This window comes from Streptomyces sp. NPDC044033, from assembly GCF_056434425.1.
Window position 1 is genome coordinate 86,951 of the sequence record NZ_JBWKFF010000023.1, and the last position, 18,186, is coordinate 105,136.

The 18,186-nt window shown below is 69.8% G+C and carries 19 protein-coding genes and 2 pseudogenes; 10 read left to right on the plus strand and 11 right to left on the minus strand.

The window, feature by feature from the left end; genetic code table 11:
* Positions 1 to 15: 15 nt before the first annotated feature.
* The 3 genes from AC07AB_RS32435 to AC07AB_RS32445 all read left to right on the plus strand — a co-directional run bounded on the left by AC07AB_RS32435 (position 16) and on the right by AC07AB_RS32445 (position 1,985).
* Positions 16 to 480 carry a VOC family protein gene (locus AC07AB_RS32435; RefSeq protein WP_478574558.1) on the plus strand — a complete coding sequence of 155 codons (465 nt, stop codon included), beginning with the start codon at positions 16 to 18 and terminating at the stop codon, positions 478 to 480.
* 125 nt (positions 481 to 605) lie between these two features.
* A complete protein-coding gene (locus AC07AB_RS32440; protein WP_478574560.1) occupies positions 606 to 728 on the plus strand; it encodes a hypothetical protein in 123 nt (40 codons plus the stop codon).
* A 513-nt stretch (positions 729 to 1,241) separates the two neighbouring features.
* Positions 1,242 to 1,985: a class I SAM-dependent methyltransferase gene (locus AC07AB_RS32445; protein WP_478574562.1), complete on the plus strand. Its 744-nt coding sequence runs from the start codon at positions 1,242 to 1,244 to the stop codon at positions 1,983 to 1,985.
* Between the two features lie 123 nt (positions 1,986 to 2,108).
* Here the strand turns inward: AC07AB_RS32445 and AC07AB_RS32450 are convergent, their stop codons facing one another.
* Together AC07AB_RS32450 and AC07AB_RS32455 are read right to left on the minus strand one after the other, a co-directional pair.
* Entirely contained in the window at positions 2,109 to 3,272 is a 1,164-nt protein-coding gene (locus AC07AB_RS32450; protein WP_478574565.1) for a trypsin-like serine peptidase, read from the minus strand.
* A 303-nt stretch (positions 3,273 to 3,575) separates the two neighbouring features.
* Entirely contained in the window at positions 3,576 to 5,195 is a 1,620-nt protein-coding gene (locus AC07AB_RS32455) for an amidase family protein (RefSeq protein ID WP_478574568.1), read from the minus strand.
* Between the two features lie 291 nt (positions 5,196 to 5,486).
* Here AC07AB_RS32455 and AC07AB_RS32460 point away from each other — a divergent pair, with 291 nt between their 5' ends.
* A complete protein-coding gene (locus tag AC07AB_RS32460; protein ID WP_478574571.1) occupies positions 5,487 to 6,005 on the plus strand; it encodes a lytic polysaccharide monooxygenase auxiliary activity family 9 protein in 519 nt (172 codons plus the stop codon).
* A gap of 375 nt (positions 6,006 to 6,380) precedes the next feature.
* Positions 6,381 to 6,536: pseudogene (locus AC07AB_RS32465) on the plus strand (GNAT family N-acetyltransferase); the annotation flags it as partial.
* Between the two features lie 68 nt (positions 6,537 to 6,604).
* Here AC07AB_RS32465 and AC07AB_RS32470 read toward each other — a convergent pair.
* From AC07AB_RS32470 to AC07AB_RS32480, 3 genes and pseudogenes are all read right to left on the minus strand, one after another.
* Positions 6,605 to 6,800: pseudogene (locus AC07AB_RS32470) on the minus strand (ISAs1 family transposase); the annotation flags it as partial.
* Between the two features lie 58 nt (positions 6,801 to 6,858).
* Positions 6,859 to 7,449 (minus strand): TetR/AcrR family transcriptional regulator, encoded by a 591-nt coding sequence (locus AC07AB_RS32475; RefSeq protein WP_478574574.1) that lies wholly within the window; start codon positions 7,447 to 7,449, stop codon positions 6,859 to 6,861.
* A 300-nt stretch (positions 7,450 to 7,749) separates the two neighbouring features.
* Complete coding sequence (locus AC07AB_RS32480; RefSeq protein ID WP_478574576.1) at positions 7,750 to 7,878, minus strand: hypothetical protein; 129 nt, start codon at positions 7,876 to 7,878, stop codon at positions 7,750 to 7,752.
* A 141-nt stretch (positions 7,879 to 8,019) separates the two neighbouring features.
* Here AC07AB_RS32480 and AC07AB_RS32485 point away from each other — a divergent pair, with 141 nt between their 5' ends.
* On the plus strand, positions 8,020 to 8,952 hold the full coding sequence (locus tag AC07AB_RS32485; RefSeq protein ID WP_478574579.1) for an alpha/beta fold hydrolase: 933 nt from the start codon (positions 8,020 to 8,022) through the stop codon (positions 8,950 to 8,952).
* A gap of 232 nt (positions 8,953 to 9,184) precedes the next feature.
* On the opposite strand, the gene AC07AB_RS32490 is transcribed toward AC07AB_RS32485, so the two are convergent.
* On the minus strand, positions 9,185 to 10,018 hold the full coding sequence (locus AC07AB_RS32490) for a LysR family transcriptional regulator (protein ID WP_478574582.1): 834 nt from the start codon (positions 10,016 to 10,018) through the stop codon (positions 9,185 to 9,187).
* A 185-nt stretch (positions 10,019 to 10,203) separates the two neighbouring features.
* Here AC07AB_RS32490 and AC07AB_RS32495 point away from each other — a divergent pair, with 185 nt between their 5' ends.
* Both AC07AB_RS32495 and AC07AB_RS32500 read left to right on the plus strand, forming a co-directional pair.
* Positions 10,204 to 11,157, plus strand: coding sequence for a phosphotriesterase family protein (locus tag AC07AB_RS32495; RefSeq protein WP_478574585.1), 954 nt, complete (start codon positions 10,204 to 10,206; stop codon positions 11,155 to 11,157).
* A gap of 105 nt (positions 11,158 to 11,262) precedes the next feature.
* A complete protein-coding gene (locus AC07AB_RS32500; protein ID WP_478574587.1) occupies positions 11,263 to 11,391 on the plus strand; it encodes a hypothetical protein in 129 nt (42 codons plus the stop codon).
* Positions 11,392 to 11,503: 112 nt separating this feature from the next.
* Here the strand turns inward: AC07AB_RS32500 and AC07AB_RS32505 are convergent, their stop codons facing one another.
* Positions 11,504 to 12,679: a serine hydrolase domain-containing protein gene (locus tag AC07AB_RS32505; protein WP_478574588.1), complete on the minus strand. Its 1,176-nt coding sequence runs from the start codon at positions 12,677 to 12,679 to the stop codon at positions 11,504 to 11,506.
* A gap of 280 nt (positions 12,680 to 12,959) precedes the next feature.
* Positions 12,960 to 13,454 (minus strand): ATP-binding protein, encoded by a 495-nt coding sequence (locus AC07AB_RS32510; protein ID WP_478574591.1) that lies wholly within the window; start codon positions 13,452 to 13,454, stop codon positions 12,960 to 12,962.
* A gap of 271 nt (positions 13,455 to 13,725) precedes the next feature.
* Here AC07AB_RS32510 and AC07AB_RS32515 point away from each other — a divergent pair, with 271 nt between their 5' ends.
* Positions 13,726 to 13,959, plus strand: a complete 234-nt coding sequence (locus AC07AB_RS32515) for a DUF397 domain-containing protein (RefSeq protein WP_478574594.1) — start codon at positions 13,726 to 13,728, stop codon at positions 13,957 to 13,959.
* 88 nt (positions 13,960 to 14,047) lie between these two features.
* Positions 14,048 to 14,971 carry a helix-turn-helix domain-containing protein gene (locus AC07AB_RS32520; RefSeq protein ID WP_478574596.1) on the plus strand — a complete coding sequence of 308 codons (924 nt, stop codon included), beginning with the start codon at positions 14,048 to 14,050 and terminating at the stop codon, positions 14,969 to 14,971.
* Between the two features lie 175 nt (positions 14,972 to 15,146).
* On the opposite strand, the gene AC07AB_RS32525 is transcribed toward AC07AB_RS32520, so the two are convergent.
* The 3 genes from AC07AB_RS32525 to AC07AB_RS32535 all read right to left on the minus strand — a co-directional run bounded on the left by AC07AB_RS32525 (position 15,147) and on the right by AC07AB_RS32535 (position 17,796).
* Entirely contained in the window at positions 15,147 to 15,971 is an 825-nt protein-coding gene (locus tag AC07AB_RS32525; protein ID WP_478574599.1) for an SAM-dependent methyltransferase, read from the minus strand.
* A gap of 257 nt (positions 15,972 to 16,228) precedes the next feature.
* Positions 16,229 to 16,657 carry a hypothetical protein gene (locus AC07AB_RS32530; RefSeq protein ID WP_478574602.1) on the minus strand — a complete coding sequence of 143 codons (429 nt, stop codon included), beginning with the start codon at positions 16,655 to 16,657 and terminating at the stop codon, positions 16,229 to 16,231.
* Positions 16,658 to 16,701: 44 nt separating this feature from the next.
* Positions 16,702 to 17,796 carry a helix-turn-helix domain-containing protein gene (locus AC07AB_RS32535; RefSeq protein WP_478574605.1) on the minus strand — a complete coding sequence of 365 codons (1,095 nt, stop codon included), beginning with the start codon at positions 17,794 to 17,796 and terminating at the stop codon, positions 16,702 to 16,704.
* Positions 17,797 to 18,186: the final 390 nt, after the last annotated feature.

Genomic DNA, 18,186 nt, shown 5'->3' on the forward strand with positions numbered 1-18,186 from the left:
CTATAAGTGGGGAACATGACCCCGACACCCCTGCACTGGAAACTCGTCGTCGACGCCCACGACCCACACGCCCAGGCCGACTTCTGGGCCGCCGCCCTCGGCTACGAGGTCGAGGATCACAGCGTTCTCATCGCCAAGCTCCTCGGCCTCGGCGCCATCCCGCCCGAGATCCTCATCGACCGTCACGGCCGGCGCGCCTGGCGGGACGCGGCGGCGGTACGCCACCCCGACGACCCGTACGACGCGGAGAGCGGCACGGGCCAGGGGCGTCGGCTGCTCTTCAACCGCGTACCGCGGCCGGAGGGGAAGACGGCCAAGAACCGCCTGCACATCGACCTGCACGGCCCCGCGGGGGAGCTGGACGCGGAGGTGGAGCGCCTCCGCGCCCTCGGCGGCCAGACCCAGCGCCACGTCAAGGAACCGTCCGGCGAGTGGGTGGTCATGACGGACCCTGAGGGCAACGAATACTGCGTGCACTAGCCTCCCGCGGCTCCGCACACGTCCTCGAAAGGCCGGGACCTGGCCGGCTGCCACAGCGACGGACGGGGCAGTGGAGCCTCGCGGATACCCAGAGGTGTCTGAGTACCCCTACGGATATCGGGGGAGTGCCGACGTCTTACGGTGAACAGGACCCACATCAACTCCGCTCGGTATGGAGCGAGTTGATGAGCGAGTTGATGAGCGAGTTGCTGTGGGGCGGCGGCGAGCGGGCCGCCGCCGCCCGGTGATCGGCGGCGGATCGCGACGCTCCGGTCCGCCGCGGCCAACGCGCCCGCAGGCTCGAACCCTGGCACCATGCCCCAGTCGAGCCCCGCCTGGACCATCGGCCGATTCGCGCCATCGCCGCGAGGCGGGGCTTCACCGACCCCACCTACTTCAGCGGCCTCTCCACAGCGGCATCCGGCCCGATCCGGCGAGAGCGTCGGCGGTGGAGGGAGACGACGAAGGTCCCCGTACTCGTCGAGTACGGGGACCTTCATCTGGAGCGCCCGGCAGGCCTTGCACCTGCATTTCCCGCTGGATGGCGGGCGTCTTGCCTTGGACCACAGACGCGCGACTCCCGCTGCTTCGACATATGCCGTGCGCTGGAGTGACGTAGATGATCTTACATGGTTCGCGGCGCTCTGATGATCGCGCCCAGACGCCGCGGTGAGCCGCCGCCCGTCCCTCACGCGCCCCCAGAAGCCCTGAGGCTCAAAAGGCCCCTGTCGGCTTCATGCCAGCGTCATTAGAGTCCGCCCGTGAGCGATTCCTACGAGGGGCTCTCAACCCACTACGACCTGATCATGACGTCCGGCTACTACGACTACGACGCCTACGCCCGTACGCTTTTCGACCTCATCGGCGACCGCCGGCAGCTCCTGGAAATCGGAGCGGGCACCGGACTCGTCTGCGAGAAACTCCTGGACCTGGCACCGACCGGTCTGGAGATCACGGGCGTCGACCACACGGAGAGCATGCTCGCCCAGGCACGCCAACGGCTGGGTGAGCGAGCCGAGTTCGTACAGGCGGACCTCCGCCACCTGACCGTCCCGTCGCCCTTCGACGTGGCGTACTCAGTCGGTGGCGTCTGGTACTACATCCACGACGAGGACAACGACGACGTCGTCCTCGCCAGCCACCTCTTGGAGGACGACGACAACATCAACGCACTCAACAGGGTGCACGCGGCTCTGAAGCCCGACAGCCTCCTGATCCTGGCCACCCAGGGTCCGCACCGAGACCACGAACGCACCCTGCCCGGCGGCCTGGTCTACGCCCAGAAGATCCGTCCGGCACCCGGCAACACCTTCACCAAGGACTACTACGTCAGACGAGTGGTCGAAGACCAGCAGGGTGGAACGAGCGAGGAGGTCGTGGCGCACCAGCGCTGCGAGTACCGCCTGTACACCATGGAACAGGCCGAGCGCCTGCTCAAACAGTGCGGCTTCCGCTCCGAGGGGATCACCCCCGACAGCCTCTTCCACTACCTGACCCGGCAGTAGCGAACCAGTCGACGGCGGGACCGCGCACCATGACGGCGTGTGCGGATAGCCCGAGAACGGCCGCGCGCAGCTCAGGCAGGGCGCGCGGCCGTTCCCGGATGGGGCCCGGCCCGGCCCGTTCCGTCAGCTCAGGTGCTGGGCCTTGTCGTAGAGCGGCTTGGTGAGGGCCGCGGTGAACTGCGTTCCGACCAGGTGCCGTACGCACTTCGCGTCGTTCCTGTCCTCGCAGGCCGCGCCGGTGGAGTCCATCTGGCCCGACTGCGTGTCGACTCCGACCAGGGTGCCGAGGCCCGTACCGGTGGAGAAGCCGGCGAAGCGCGGGCCGCCGCTCGATCCTCCGCCCATGATGCACGGCACTCCCCACTGGCCCGCGGGCTCAGGGGCGTCCTTGACGCCCGGGTACTCCTTCGGGGTTCCCTGGCAGTAGGCCAGCTCCCTGCCGGTGTACTCCGGCAGCCCCGAGCGGGCCGGGTCCGAGGCGGCGCGGGGGTAGCCGAATTCATAGGCCGGACGGTTCCCGGGTGCGTCGAAGGCGATGCCCTGGGCCGCGCCCGCGGCCTCCTCGACCGTCTTCCCGTGCTCGTTGCGGCCGACCACGGCGAATCCCTGGTCGTGTGCGTCATAGGTGCGGGAGTCCATCTGGTTGTTCGCCAGCCAGATGGAGTTGAGCACGGCCTGGCGGACCACGAAGCTGCCCATCGGGGCGTGCCCTTCCCGGTAGCCGGGGATGAACATGAGGTGGGTCTGCCACTCGTTGTGATCGCCGAGCAGGTCAGTGTTGTTCAGGCAGTGGGCGGCCGTCGCGAGTGTGCTGTGGTTCGCGCTCTTCACCAGGGTCGCCGTGCAGCTCGCGTCCTCGCCATGGTCGGTGAAGAAGAGACGGCCCACCGTGGTGGTCACGGCGCCATCGCCCTTCCAGCGGGCTCCGTCCGCCGCGTCGAGGGGAGGGTTCTTCGAGAGCGGGGTGGACAGGGCGGCGATGCGCTCCGCGGTCCAGTACGCACGTACGCGCTGCTCGTCCTTGGCCGTCGGGGCTGCTTGATGGACTGTCGCCTTCCCCTTGGCCGGGGCCCCGGCGCCGGGGGTGACGTCCGCGGCATCCGCCACCGGCACCGCCTGGGCCGTGGGCGCGAGGAACCCGGCGAGCGCGACCGCGGTGGCCAGCCCGGTCGCCGCGCGGCGGACCAGTGCCCGCTGGGCGCGGTGGCTGTCCGGCCGGCCCGTGGCAGTGGCGAAGGCCGTTTCCGCTGTTCCCGCTGCGCCGCTGCCGGCGTTCGTATTGCGCATGACTCTCCCATGGGTGCTGGTGACTGCCGCCGGGGCGACAGGTGGGGCGAGGGGCCGTGGCGTCCTCTCGCTGTGAATGACGCGCGGGCCACCCCGAGGTTGCAGCCGCCTCACGGGCGATCTGTCCGTCCTGTACGGCGCGCCGTGCTGAGGCGCCGACCGCCGGAGCCATGCGCACCGTCCGCCTGCCTCCCCGGACGGAGGAAGGCCGCCCGAAATGATTCGGGCGGCCTTCAGGTCATGGGGGATGCCGGGATCGGCGCGCGAGTGCGTATCAGAGGTTTCGTCGCGCTGCCGGTACGTTCAGCGGGCGGCGCCGGATGTCATGGGAGCGGAAGCCGCCGACGTCGCGGACGGCAGGTAGCGCGGTGCTCGCCAGGCGTCCAGCCGGTGTTCAACCGCGGCTCCCAGCGACAGGAGCTCGTTGTCCTGGTGATTGCCGGCCATCAGGAGCAGGCCGACGGGAAGCTCTTTCACGGACCCGGCGGGCACCGACAACGACGGATATCCGGCCACGGCCGCGGGGGTGGAGGAGGGGATGACGTCGTTGTCGCCCCGTGCGCAGTCGGTCGTCCAGGCGGGCGGATTCGTCGGTGAGGCGATGGCGTCGAGATGGTGGGCGGCCATGGTCTCGTCGATGGAACGCCGCCCGAGGCTCGTCAACTCGGTCCGCATGGCCCGGTATTCCGGGTCGCTGGTCGGCGGCGCGGCGAGGGACTGCTCGAACAGTTCCTGACCGGCGAAGCACGTCTGCTCCGCCGGGTGCGAGCGGTTGAAATCGATCAGCGCGGCAAGGTTCCGGGGCCCGTTGCGGGTGGCCAGATAGGCGTCGATGTCCCGGTGGAACTCACTGAGCAGCGCCGGGAATTCGATTTCGCCGATTCGCTTCTGGTACGGGGGCGTCACCTCGACGACCTCGGCTCCGGCCTTACGGAGCTTCTCCGCCGTACGGGTCATCACGGCGTCCACTTCCGCCCCGAGCGAGGGCAGCCGCCACAGGCCGATCCGCTTGCCGCGCAGCCCGCCGGGGTGCGTGAATCCGTCCGCCGGGGCGCCGGAGCGCGCGGCGCTGTCGCCGCTGAGCACGGCGAAGGTCAGTGCGGTGTCGGTGACGTTACGGGCCATGGGCCCCGCGGTGTCCTGCTCCGCGGAGATCGGCACCACGCCGTCCCCGCTGACCTGCCCGAGGCTGGGCTTGTGGCCGACCACTCCGTTCATCCCGGCCGGGCACACAACGGAGCCGTCCGTCTCGGTGCCGATCGCGACCTGCGACAGCGAAGCGGCGAGCGCGGCGGCCGAACCGGCGGACGATCCGCACGGGTTCCGGTCCAGTACGTACGGATTGTTGGTCTGCCCGCCGACCGCCGACCACCCTGATGTCGGTTTCGCCGCACGGAAGTTCGCCCACTCGGACAGATTGGTCTTGCCGAGAATGACCGCTCCCGCGTCACGCAGCCGGCTCACCAGGGCGGCATCGGTCTTCGGCGGGCTCCCGGCCAGTGCCAGCGAACCGGCTGTCGTCGGCATATCGCGGGTGTTGACATTGTCCTTGAGCAGGACGGGAATTCCGTCGAGCGGGCTACGGGTCCGCCCGTGCCGATGTCTGGCGTCACTGGCGGCCGCTTGGCGTAGCGCCGTCGGATCGGTGCGCAGCACCGCGTGGATTTTGGGATCGATGGTTTTGATCCGCCGCAGATAGGCGTTGGTCAGCGCCGACGAGGTCAGCGAACCGTGCGCCATACGGGCTTGCAACTCCGGGATCGTCACCGTGTCGAGGTCGACTCCGAGTCCTGGGGACGAACGGGCCGGGGGCGGGCTGCCGGCATCGGCCTCAGCGGTTCCCGCGCGCACATCCGATGCGCCCGCGAGAACGGAGCTCGTGACCAGAGTGGCGATCAGCGTGGCAACACTCCTCTTCTTCATGGGGGTCAGCGGACTACACGTCGGAGGCTGGGCGCAAGAGTGACAGGGGAGGGAAGAGGGCCGGGCGGTACGCCAGACGCGCGGCCAGGCGCGGCGGGGGCCGGGCGATGGTCGGCGGCGTTCGCGAGGCCGAGGGACCGCGGTGGATACGTTCGCAGCACCCCTTGACCGTGATCAGTCAAGGAGTATGGTACAGACCAATCGGCTAGCGCGGTTCTGGGGTGTCCGTTTCTTTCGGCCTTTCGGTCCGGTGCGCGAGGCGCGGCGCCACCCCCGCGTGAAGGAGTTGGCATGAACGCGAAACGAAGGTTGGCTGCTTGTATCGGTGCGGGTATTGCTCCGCTCCTCGTGGTGACGTTGCCGGTAGGCCCGGCCAGTGCGCACGGCTACGTGTCCTCGCCTCCGAGCCGGCAGGCTCAGTGTGCGGCGGGCACCGTGCAGTGCGGGCCCATCAAATGGGAGCCGCAGAGCGTCGAGGGGCCGAAGGGCCTGCGGAGCTGCAGTGGCGGCAACTCGCAGTTCGCCGAACTCGACAATGACAGCAAGGGCTGGAAGGTCACGCCCGTGGGCAGCACGACGGCCTTCAAATGGAAGCTGACCGCCCGTCACGCGACCAGCACCTGGCAGTACTTCGCCGGCGGCCGGAAGATAGCGGAGATCAATGACGGTGGGCAACGGCCGAATGAGACGGTCACTCACCAGGTCAACTTCGGGGGCCTGACGGGCAAGCAGAAGGTGCTCGCGGTCTGGAACATCGCTGACACGTCCAACGCCTTCTACGCCTGCATCGACGTGAACGTCGGCGGGTAGGGGCGCGTACCGGCGTCGTGCCGGGCGGGACTGTCGCCACCACGGCAGCCTGTGACCGTCGCCACGAGCGGCGGCCTGTCCGCCACCGGTGCGTACGGCAGCGTACTGCTGGGCCTCGCTTCCCCCGCCGTCTCACCGGCGAAGCCCTCGGCGCCGCCCCGTCCCGCCCACGCGACAGCCGCCTCACTGAGCGCCGTTCCCCAGAGCCAGCCCGGGGAGCGGCGCTCAGGAGCGTCGGGCCCCGCGCGTCGAGGAGAGAAGCCCGTACGCCTGGCAGCGGCCCGTGAGACGGGCGGATCGGGACAGGGCGGCGAGGCCCCGGAAGCGCCGTCCATCGACGGACGTGCTTCCCCCGCAGGGGCGTCGCGCGCATATGCTGCGGCGGATGGCGGTCCGCATAGCGGAATCCAGTTCAACGCGGTCGTCGAGACCAACGGCTCGGCAGTGCGCCTGTGGAAGTCGCTGGGCTTCGAGGCGATCGGCACCGTGCCGGAGGCTTTCGACCACCCCGAACACGGCCGGGTCGGCCTGTTCGGCGGGCAGGTCGGTGATGGCGTAGACGGTCCGGCTGGACCACTTCTCCGCCCCCCCGTATGCGGCGTCTGCGCACCGATCTCACGCCAGGCCAGGGTGATGCGTCGCCGCAGCGGACCGCGGAGAGCACGAAAACCCGACTGCCGTCAGGGTGCCGTGCACCGCTCAGGCACTTGCCGTCCACCGAGATCGCCTGACACCCGCGATGGACCGGACTGGATCGGCCCGGGCGGCGGTCCGGTGGGCCCGGCGCCGTTCCTGACGCGCGGCGGGTTCCGCTCAGGCAGACGGCGAAGTCCGCTTTGCCGGACGGTCAATCTCAGTCGCTCGCGCCGAGAGTCTGCGCAAGTGCGTCGAGGGTCACGTCGACGATGGCGCGCAGCTGCTCCGTGCTCGTTCCGGCTCTGCTCATGACGGCGAGGGACTGGTTCACGGCCGCGAGGTGGGTCGCGAAGGACTCGGCCGCCTCGCCGTTCAGCCGGCCGGCCTCCAGCGCGGCGCGTAGCCGGGTGTGCTGGAAGCCGATCGCCTCCCGTGCGCGCGCCGCGACGCTCGCGCTCAGCACCGGGGTCGCCATGACGGTCTGGGCCACCAGGCATCCGTCGGGCAGACGGGGGTCCGCGATGCGTTCCAGGGTGATGTCGAAGAACGCCCGCGCGGCTGCCAGGGGCCGGTCGGGGGCGCAGGACAACGCGGCGTCGTACTTGTCTCCGTAGCGCGTGGTGTAGCGCTCCAGGCAGCGCAGGAAGAGCGTGTCCTTGTCGCCGAGTGAGGAGTAGATGGAGCTGCGGTTGAGCCCGGTCGCCCGGGACAGGTCGTCCACCGACGTCTCCGCGTAGCCGGCCCGCCAGAACTGGATCATCGCGGCATCGAGCGCCGTGGCGATGTCGAACTGTTTCTTGCCTGCCATGCCGGCACCTCCCTCCTGCTTTGCCTTCTTGGTGGAGGCCATCATCTCATCTTGAACCAATCAGTTCAAGATGGGTTAGGGTGAAGGCATGCGCATGGCCGGATACCCCGCACACCTCACGGCGCAGCGACACGCGCGCCGCGTGCTCGCGGTCGGCGCCATCGCGTCCGTCCACACCGTTGTCGTGGCGGGCGGAACACTGAGATCCCGCCGCACGTGCTGTGGGCCTCACGATTCGGCTTCGGACCGCTCACCACCGTTGCCGTGTTCACCGCCTACGCCGTCGGCGCAGCCGGCACCCTACTCGGGGCCGGTTCCCTGTCCGGCGCCCTCGGCCGCCGTCCCGTTCTCGCGCTGCCGCTCGCCCTCACGGCGCTGAGCGCTCTGGGATTCGCGCCGGCAGACGGCCTCACAGTCCTCCTGGTTCACGGGCCTCCAGCACCACGCTCGCCCCTCTCGTCGTGTCCACCGCGCCCGTGGTCCTGGCCCTCGGCCGACGCACCGAACCAACCAGCACCCCTGACACCTTCAGCAGACCGACAACACACCTCACACCAGTGCAGGAGAACCATGAATGACCCCGCAAGCACCCCCCACGACTCCGGCAACCCGGTCCCTGACCTGCCGCTGCCCGACCTGGCCGGATTCACCCACCATTGGGTCGACGCGGGCGGCGTCCGGCTTCACGCGGTTGAAGGCGGCCAGCCGGACGGCCCAGCCATCGTGCTGCTCGCCGGGTTCCCTCAGACCTGGTGGGCATGGCGCAAGGTGATGCCGAACCTGGCCGACCGATTCCGAGTCATCGCGATCGACCTGCCGGGCCAGGGCCACTCCGAACGCCCCGACATCAGCTACGACACGCACACGGCCGCTGCGCACGTCCACGCCGCGGTCAAGGCGCTCGGAGTCTCGACATACTGGCTGGTCGCCCACGACATCGGCGCGTGGGTCGCCTTTTCCCTCGCCTTGAAGTACCAGAACCAGTTGCGGGGCCTGGCACTGCTCGACGCCGGTATCCCGGGCATCACACTTCCTGACGCCATCCCCACCGACCCCGAACAGGCGTGGAAAACCTGGCACTTCGCCTTCCATCTCGTGCCCGACCTGCCCGAGACACTGCTCGCCGGCCGCGAACGGGAGTACGTCGGCTGGTTCTTGAAGGTCAAGACCCTCTCCTCCGACACCTTCGACGACGCCGAAATTGAGCAATACGCCGCGTCCGTGGCCGCCGACGGCGGTCTCCGCGCATCCTTGGCCTACTACCGGGACGTCGCAGAGTCGGCGCAGAAGAACCACGAAGCGCTGGAACAACAGCGCCTGACGGTCCCGCTTCTCGGGATCTCCAGCAGCCACGGCTCCATCCCCGACATGGCAGCTTCCATCAGGCCGTGGGCCGACCACACCACCGGGATCGTCGTGCCGGACGCAGGACACTTCATCCCCGACGAACAGCCCGCTGCCGTCGCTGCCGCGCTGACCGACTTCATCACCGAAGACGATTGAGACTGGGCGGAAGCAAGCGTCAGGACCGGCACCCGCACCCCTGACCGACCCGGCTGCCCAGCATCGCAGTACTGCGACCAGCGGGCCCGTACGCGGGGGAGCGGCGGAGTGCAGACCGACCTCGCGCACCCGGCGGGCGACGCCGGCAGCTCGTACGGGCCGGCCGGACGCGACACCGCCGGAAGGCGGACTCCCGCCGGTGCGGCGGAGCACGGTACGAGGCCGGGCGTACTCAGGCGCCCAGGGTGACGGCGGGCGCCGTTCGCTCCGCGGCGGCGGTACGGGCGGCCCGCACGAAAGCCGCGCGCGATACGGCGAGGCTGCGTGGGTGCCAGGCGAGGACCAGCATGGTGCCCGGGTCGTCCGCCACCGGAACCGCCGCGACGCCCGGGCCGAGCCGGCGCCTGATGCTCTCGCCCACGACCGTGGTCAGCTTTCCGAGGGCCACCAGGTCGACGATCTCATCGACCGCGGCACGCAGGGGGAGCTCCTGGAAAGCCGGGTCGTGGCGCAGTTCGCTCAGCTCGACCGCGGGGTGCGCGGCGAGTCGGTGCCCGGACGGGAGCAGGGCGACCGAACTCTCCGGTATCAACTCCTCGCTGTGCAGCCCGCTGAGGTCGTCGGTACCGCAGAGCAGCCCGATGTCGGCCGACCCGTCCCGTAGCGCGCCCGCCTGGTTGTCGGTGAAGACGATCTCGGTGGGCACCGCGTCGCTCCGGCCTGTGTAGACCTGCATGACGTCGGCGAGCAGACCGGTGGCCGTGCCCGGCCGCACGGCGACGACGAGACGGTCGCCGCGCGCCGCCTGCCGCGCACGCCGTGCGGCGGCGTCGACGGCGTCCAGAACCGCGCGCGCGTCCGACAGGAACACCTCGCCGGCCGGGGTCATCTCGACCCGCCGGCTGGTCCGGTGGAACAGCCGCGCCCCGACGCGGCGTTCGAGCCGGGCGATCGCCCGGGAAAGTGGCGGCTGGCTGATGCCCAGCCTCTCCGCGGCCCTGGCGAAGTGCAGCTCCTCCGCCACGGTCACGAAGTAATCGAGCTCGCGGGTCTCCAACCGATCCATACCTTCAGGGTAACGAACGAGATCAGAACCGTCATGGCTCCAGCGGTCTCCCGGTGGTGAAGTGGAAATCGCCCTTCCGGTGCGACCAGATGCCCGGCGGGCGAGAGACAGGAGACGCGGCGACGCACGCGGTCCGGGCGCGGGCCGGGCGGGTGCGAAAGCGCGGATCCGTACGAGGAGAGACCATGAGCGAAATCCCCACGGCAGCCGGAACCATCGACACGGGCCGGCTCGGCAAGACGCTCGTACACGAGCACGTGTTTGTGATCGGAGAGGAGTACCGGCTCAATTACGAACGGGAATGGGATGAGGAGAAGAAGGTCGCCCAGGCGGTTTCGGACCTCAATGGGCTGAAGTCCCTGGGAATCGACTCGATCATGGACCCGACCGTCCTCGGCCTCGGGCGCTACATTCCTCGCATCCAGGCCGTGGCGCGGCGGACGGATCTCAATATCGTCGTCGCCACCGGTCTGTACACATGGAATGACATGCCGCAGCAGTTCGGCTATCGCGGGCCCGGCGAGATGGTGGAGGGGCCCGAGCCTCTTACCGAGCTGTTCATCAGGGATATCACCGAGGGCATCGCCGACACCGGGGTGCGCGCCGCCTTCCTCAAGTGCGCCATCGACGAGCCGGGGCTGACCCGCGGCGTGGAGCGGACGATGCGCGCGGTGGCGCGGGCCGGCGTCCGTACGGGCGTACCGGTCACCGTGCACACGCACGCCGCGTCCCGGTCCGGCCTGGTGGCCCAGAACCTCCTTGTGGCGGAGGGCGTGGACCCGGCCAAGATCATCATCGGCCACTCGGGGGACTCCACCGACCTCGAATATCTGACCAGGCTCGCCGATAACGGCTCGCTGCTGGGCATGGACCGGTTCGGCGTCGACGCGTTCCTGCCCTTCGGGCAGCGGGTCGCGACCGTGGTGGAACTCGTCCGCCGCGGCTACACCGAAAGCATCGTGCTGTCCCACGACGCGTCGTGCTACATCGACTTCTTCGACGACTCGAAAGTCATGGGGGAGAAGTGGAATTACCGGCACATCAGCGAGGACGTTCTCCCGGCGTTGCGTGCGGCGGGCGTCAGTGAGGACGAGATCGACACGATGCTGGTGAAGAACACCCGCCGGCACTTCGAGTAGGCGAAGAATGCCCGGCCGAGGTTCCGGGAGTGCCTTTGGCATGAGGCCGGGGCGGCCGGTCTCGGCGACCCGGACGCCCCGGCTGGAGGGAACCTCGGCCTGGGCGTGGCTCGGGTCGCCTACGTCACGGCCCGGCGCGCCGCGCGGGAACTCTTCGGCAGCGGAGACTACGACGCACCCGTCGAGGGCATCGCTCCACCGAAACACAACTCGCTGCGCACGAAGCGCAATTGATGGCTTGTCATGCAGATCGCGCCCGGAACCGGCCGACTGCGGATACGGCCGCGACAAGTACCGGCGCCCGGCCTGGGAACTCGGTGGGAGACCGCTGACCGCGTGCCGTGGTTCAGCGGCACAGGGCCTTGTCCACGATGCTGTCGACGTGGTCCATGACGGCCTTGTCGGTCGGCTGGGTGGTCACCGCGACGTTCGCGGCGCGGCCGTCGTCGGTGGCGCCGCCCCGGGTCTCGTACCCCGTCATGCTGCCGCCGTGCCCCCAGTAGACGCCGCCGCACGACAGCGGCTTGCTGACGAGACCGAGGCCGTAGCGGGCGCCGCGGCCGAAGTATTCGGCGGGGACCGTGGTGCGCATCTGGGCGAGCTGGGCCTTCGGGAGGAGGTGGCCGCCGCTCAGGAGCGCGCTGGAGAACCGGTTGAGATCGGAGGTGGTGGAGATCATCTGGCCTGCCGACCAGCCCCAGGAAGGGTCGAATTCCGTGACGTCGAGCGGGGCGCCCGCCGCGTCCCGGTCGTACCCCTTGGGGTGGGCTTCCCGGATGGCCGTGTCACCGGGGGCGGGGAAGTAGGTGTGGCGCAGCCCGATGGGTCCGATGATGCGCCGGTCGATCTCCTTGGCGACGGGGTGGCCGGTGACTTTCTCGACGATCAGGCCGGCCAGTACGTAATTCGTGTTGCTGTACTGCCATTTCGTCCCGGGAGCGAAGTCCGCCTTGTGCTGGAGGGCGCGGTCCAGGAGTTCGCGGGGGGTGTAGTACCGGGGTTTGTCGTCAAGGTACTTGACGTAGTTGGGCAGTCCGCTGGTGTGCTGCAGGAGCTGGCGGACGGTGATGTGGCGCCCGTCGATTCCCTCCCCGCGGACGAGGCCCGGCAGATAGGCGTCGACCGGAGCGTCGAGGCCGATCTTCCTTTCGCCGACCAGCTGGAGCACGACCACCGCGGTGAATGTCTTGGTGTTGCTGCCGATCCGCACCTGCCCGTCCCTGGGGACCTTGGAACCGGTGGCCAGGTCGCCGACGCCCGCCGTGTAGGTGCGGGCGCGGCCCTCGCGGTCCTTGATGCTCGCCAGCGCGGCGGGCACGTCGTCGGAGCGCACCAGTGCGTTTAGGCCCTGCTGGACAGTGTCCTGCTTGGCGGCGGCGGGCGCCGCGGGCGGCACCAGGGCGCCCATCGTCACGACGCCCGCGGCCGCGGCGGCCACGGCGGCGGCGAACGGCAGGGCTCTGCGCCGACCACCCTGCTGCCGCCCGGAAGAACGTACCTTCTGCCATGCCTGCTCACGCACGAGCCAACTCCTGTGGAAACGATGGGGGTCCAGTGGTATTTGCCGGGCTCAGCATGTCCGGATGTGATCACCCGGCACGATCCTGCTACCCGTCCAGTTCCAGGTAGAGCTGGGCATACCCCCCGGCGAACATCCGGCCGACGCTCACCTCCTGAACCGGCTGAGCCAGTTCCGTAGCCTCACGTGGACGTGCCCGTCTCGCGGCCCCCTGAAGTCGTCGGCCACGCTCCTCCAGCGAGACCTGCCACTGGACGTCGGCGTGTCGGCCGGGTCGGCGGGTTCAGGCGGGGAACTTCGCCCAGACGGATTTGCCGGTGCCGTCGGGGAACCGGTGCCATCCCCAGGTGTCGCTGAGGGCCTGGACGATCGTCAGGCCCCGGCCGTTCTCGGCGAGGCGATCGAGGCGATCGAGGCGATCGAGGCGCGCGGGAGGGGCGGGAGGGGTGAAGCGCGGTTCGGGGTCGGTCGCGGTGCACAGCACGGTGTGGTGGGTGTGGGCCAGGGCGAGCCATCCGCAGTCGGCCGCGTGATCGCCGCGCAGTGCGTGGCGCAGTGCGTTCGCGGTGAGTTCGCAGGCCACGAGGGTGACGTCGTCGAGGGCGGTGGCCAGTTCCCAGCGGGTGAGCGTGTGGCGCACGAAGTCGCGTATGGGGTTCAGGGAACGGTCGCGGGCCGTGAAGCGGCGGGCTGCGAAGCGCGGCATGCCCAGGCCCATCGCGAGGCCCCAGTCGAGTGGTGCGGGCCGTGGGGGAGGGGTGGAGGCGTGGTCGGTCACGGTGTCTGATGTGTTCCGCTTCTGTCGGCACGGCGAACGCCGACGTTGGCCAAGTGCCCTTCGAATCCCATGTGTTCAGGGGGAGCCATCGGGGCGCGGACTGGCTAGCATTCTCACGTGGCACCCATCATGCAATTGCATATGGGATTCCTGCCCCGAGGGTCAAGGCTCTCAGGAGTGGAGGATGCGCGGGACGTGACGCCTGTGAAGTCCTGTGAACGTAGGGGCTTTTGAATCGAATGTGGAAGGTCGAGAAGGAAGAGGCCGCAGCATGGAGTTCGAAAATGGAATGCCTGCCAACCTGATTCCCGGCGCTGTGTGGATCAAGAGTTCCGCGAGCACCGGCGGGGGAAATTGCGTCGAAGTTACCGGCCTTCCTGGCGGTGCGGTGGCGCTGCGCAACTCCCGTTACCCGGAAGGGCCCGCCCTGGTATACACGCGTGAGGAGATCTCGGCGTTCATCACCGGGGTCAAGGACGCGGAGTTCGACCACCTGGGCGGCTGAGCAAGGCCTGGGCCACGGCTTGATACGGCGGACATACGTACTTCAGCCTGGAAGGATGGCTTCTGGTCGATCCTCGACGGGAGGGCGTATGTCCGCTGTCCGTAAGTACCAAGACGCTCCAGTGGCGTCCGTGCACGCCTTGCCCGGCTCCAAGCGGGAGGCGGCGCCTCGACTGCTCGGCGAGGAGCTGCGGCAGATGCGCCTCGGGCTGGGGCTGACGCTCAAGGAAGTCGCGCCGGTCATCCGTGCCTCGGTCTCCAAGATGAGCCGGCTGGAGCGCGGCGAGAATCCCCCGCGGGAGCGGGACGTCAAGGATCTGGCACGTCACTACGGAGCCGGTGCCCAGAAGATGCAGGAGCTGGATTCCCTGCTGCGGCTGATGCACGACGACGCGTGGTGGCAGCAGTACGCCGATGTGACGCCGTCCTTCCTCAGGCGGCTGATCGGCCTGGAGGGCGCCGCCCAGAAGATCTACATCTACGAGACCCACGTGGTGCCGGGGCTCTTGCAGACCCGTGGCTACGCCCAGGTCCTCGTGGAAGCGGCCATGCCCTCGGCGGAGGCCGCCGTCATCGAGCGCCGCGTGGAGCTCAAGATGGGCCGCAAGGCCCTGCTGCGCCACGAACAGCGGCCGCAGGTGATCGCGCTGCTGGACGAGGGCATCCTGCTGCGTCCGGTGGGCGGGCCGCAGGTGATGTTCGAGCAACTGGAGCACCTCAGGACCCTGACAGGGGAGCAGAACATCAACATCCGTATCGTCGAGTTCGCCAGGGGCGCCAGCATCGCGCCCCCGACTCCGATCACCCACCTGCGCTTCGGGGACGGCGGGCCGGCCGAGCTCGTCTACATCGAGCAGGTCGACAGCGCGAACTATGTGACCAAGCCGCTGGAGGTGGACCGGTACCGGCATGTCCTGGCCGAAGTGAGCCACGCCGCCGCCACCCGGCAGGAGAGCCTGGATCTGCTGGACAAGGCGATCGAGCGGTACCGCGGTGAGATGACCGACGGGTAGGGGATCGTGCCGCGGGTGCGATGACTGGCGTGGCGGAGGCCCGCCCCGGGGGACGGCCGGGGCGGGGCGGCGGTTCCTCCCCCGCGATGGCCGCGGCAGGGGGCGGGGTCCCCGGCGTCCGGCGGGTAGTGGCTCGCCCGGCAGGGCCGGGGTCGCCCCGGGCGAAGGAGCCGGGCTACAGGCGGGCGACTCCGCCCCACTCCACCCAGTCGAGGGCCCGTTTTTCGGGGGGCGGGGGCGGGGCGTCGGGCCGCCAGTCGATGACATCGACCAGCCCCGGCTCCAGCACCTCCATATCGCCGAAGTAGGCCCGTACTTCGCGCTGTTCACGCACGCGTCCCCAGGTGCCGCCCGTGGCGATTTCCATCAGCCGGGTCACGCCGTCGCGGACAGCCGGATCGTCGCTGACGAGCTGGCAGACGACCATATAGCTGCCTTTGGGCAGCCGCTCGGCCACCCGTCGGAGCAGGGCGGCGGGGTCCTGGTCGTCATGGGTGTCGGGAAGGCAGTGCAGGACGGAGACGAACAGCGCGGCCACCGGCTCGTCGAGCTTGATGAGCCGCCTGACGTGCTCGTTGCCGAAGATCGCCGCGGTGTTGCGCATGTCCTCGTTGAGGATGGCGGTCTGCTCGTTCTCCTCCAGCGTCGTCCGCCCGTGGGCCAGCACGATGGGGTCGTTGTCGACGTAGACCACGCGGCAACGGGGGTCGCTGCGCTGGGCGATCTGGTGGACGTTGTCCTGGGTCGGCAGCCCGGAGCCGTGGTCGAGGAACTGGCGGATGCCGTAGTCCTCCACCAGGACGCGCACGACCCGCTGGAGGAACGCGCGGTTGTTGCGAGCCAGGACCTGGGTGCTCGGCGCGATCTCCAGCAGGTCGTGGCACGCTTCCCGGTCGGAGGTGTAGTTCTCGATCCCGCCCAGCAGCCAGTCGTACATACGGGCCACGCTGGGGGTGCGTACATCGATGGTGTGAGAAATGTGTTTCTCCCCGGGGTTCATCGTTCATCCGCCCCCTGTCGTCTCGTCGGCAGATGTGTCCATCGCTGGAACTCGCCATGCTAGACAGCGGGTTGGGTCGGTGCCAGCCCCCGAACGAGGGACCGGGGGAGGGGGGTGGAACGCTGGGCAGGCAGGGGGAGAAAAACATCCGCCCGCGTATCTCCTGCGGACGGCGCGGACGTCCCGTGGCCGCAGCGCGCCTCTTACCTCTGCCGCGGGCCCCTTTCGGCCATCGCGCGCCGATGGTGCCGCCGCGGTCAGGCGTACGGCCGGGTGGCGGGCGCTCCCCGCTCGGCGACGCGCAGCAGGGCGTACAGCAGGGAAGGGTCGATGCCCATCAGCCCCGCCGCCTCCTCGGCGGACAGCCCGAGGTGGCGGCGAAGCAGCACCGCGTCCGCCTGCCGGCCCTCCAGCCGGCGGTAGATCTCGGATGACGCGGGCCGCCGGCGGCAGTCGGTGTGCAGCAGGACCGTACGGCCCAGAACCCGCCAGGCCAGCGCTGCCGGACAGGCGCTGCGCAGAACGTCGGGCCAGGACGCGGCCAGCTGGGCGAAGGCCGCTTCGACCGCGCGGGCCGCGGCGGCCTCATCGCCCGTACGCAGGCGGGCGTAGTGAAGGTAGTAGTCGCGGTGGAGTTCCTGGAAGGCGGCGTAATCCACCGGTAAGGGTGAGTGCGGCCAGGCCATGGATGTGTCCTTTCGGTGGCAGCCGAGGCACGGCCCGGCAGGCCCTAGGGATCACACGGGGGGTGGGGCTCGGTGGACTCGTCGCCCGGCGACACCCCCTGAACGGGGAACTCCAGGTGGGCGACGAGCGCGGCGTAGTGCACGTCCTCCCACCAGGGCCGGATGCCGGAGGGGGCCGCGCCCAGCCGGGACACCAGGCAGGCGATGACCGGCCAGTCGGGGATGAGGTCACCGGCGAGTACGTCGTGGACCTGATCGGACGTCAGCTCCGTTCCCGCGCACAGCTCCTCGACGGCCGGGCGGGCCGCCGCCAAGTAGAGGCCCCGCAGGGCCGTGTGCAGGGCCGCGGCCGCCGCCGTGACCGACTGCCGCGACAGGCGGCAGATGCCTTGCGCGCTCTCCCATAAGATCCGCAGTTCCGGAGCCTTCCCGCCGAGGATCGTGGCCAGCATGTGGACCACCGGCCACGCCGGTACCCGTTCGCCGGCGAGGATCCGCGAGACGTACGACGGTGAGAGGTCCGCCTGCCGCGCGGCCTCGCTGACCGACACCCCCGAGTGCCGATGGAGGTGGGACAGCGCCCTTGCCAGTGCCCGCGACGGCAGCACCGGTGCGGGCGCCCCGCCCGCCGAGCCGGTGGGCCCGTCTTCGGCGGGCGGCGCCGGACACCGGCGCCCACGCGTCAGACCTGCCTCGCGCTTACGGGTCCGCTGCGCCAGCAGCCGGCGCACCTTCGCCTCGCTCCACCGGGCGCGCGCCGTCTGCGCACTCACGCCGTCGGCCACCGCGACGTCCTCCCAGGTGCTGCCGCCGGCCCGGGCGTCGTGGACCGCCGCCGCCCGGTAGCAGGCCAGCTCGTGCTCCAGCTTGTCGGAGAGTTTCAGCAGCACCCGCAGCGATGCTCGCCGGTCGCTCTCCGCGCAGGCCAGCCGCGTCGCGAGCATCTGCAGGTCCTCGGCGATGCCCCGCCCCCACAGCTGCGACGGGGACGGCACGGAGACGCTGTGCCCGTCGCGCGCCCGCTGCGCGCGACGGCGGCAGCGCGCGTCGCAGTACACCTTGCGGCGACCGGGCCCGGCGTGCTGCGAGAAGCGGGTTCCGCAGAAACCGCATCGTGCGTACTCGGGTACAGGAACCATGGCGAAACTCCTCATCCAGTTGCTCTCATGACGTTTCAAGGAGCGAAAACCCGACGGTGAAGAAGGGGGGCAGAGCGCGGCGGACGGGTCGGTGCGCCGGAAGCGGCAGCCTCGGCACGTCCGCGCGGTCCGGTCAGCCGCGGTCGGCCCGACCGCGGAAACACGTGGTGGAGTGCCCGGTCGCGGAGGCCGCGGCCCCGTCAGAGACCCGGCCGCGCGTGGCGAGACCGAGCCGTGCGGCATCACCCACAGGGCGATGAGCGCGGTGACGGGCGGGCCCGGACGGACGTTGATACCCCAGACACAGGCCCCCGGAATTCTTGAAGCCGGGAATCACGGGATGCTAATTTCGCTGGAAGCCGAGGAGATCTGAATGACGCCTCGGCTGTT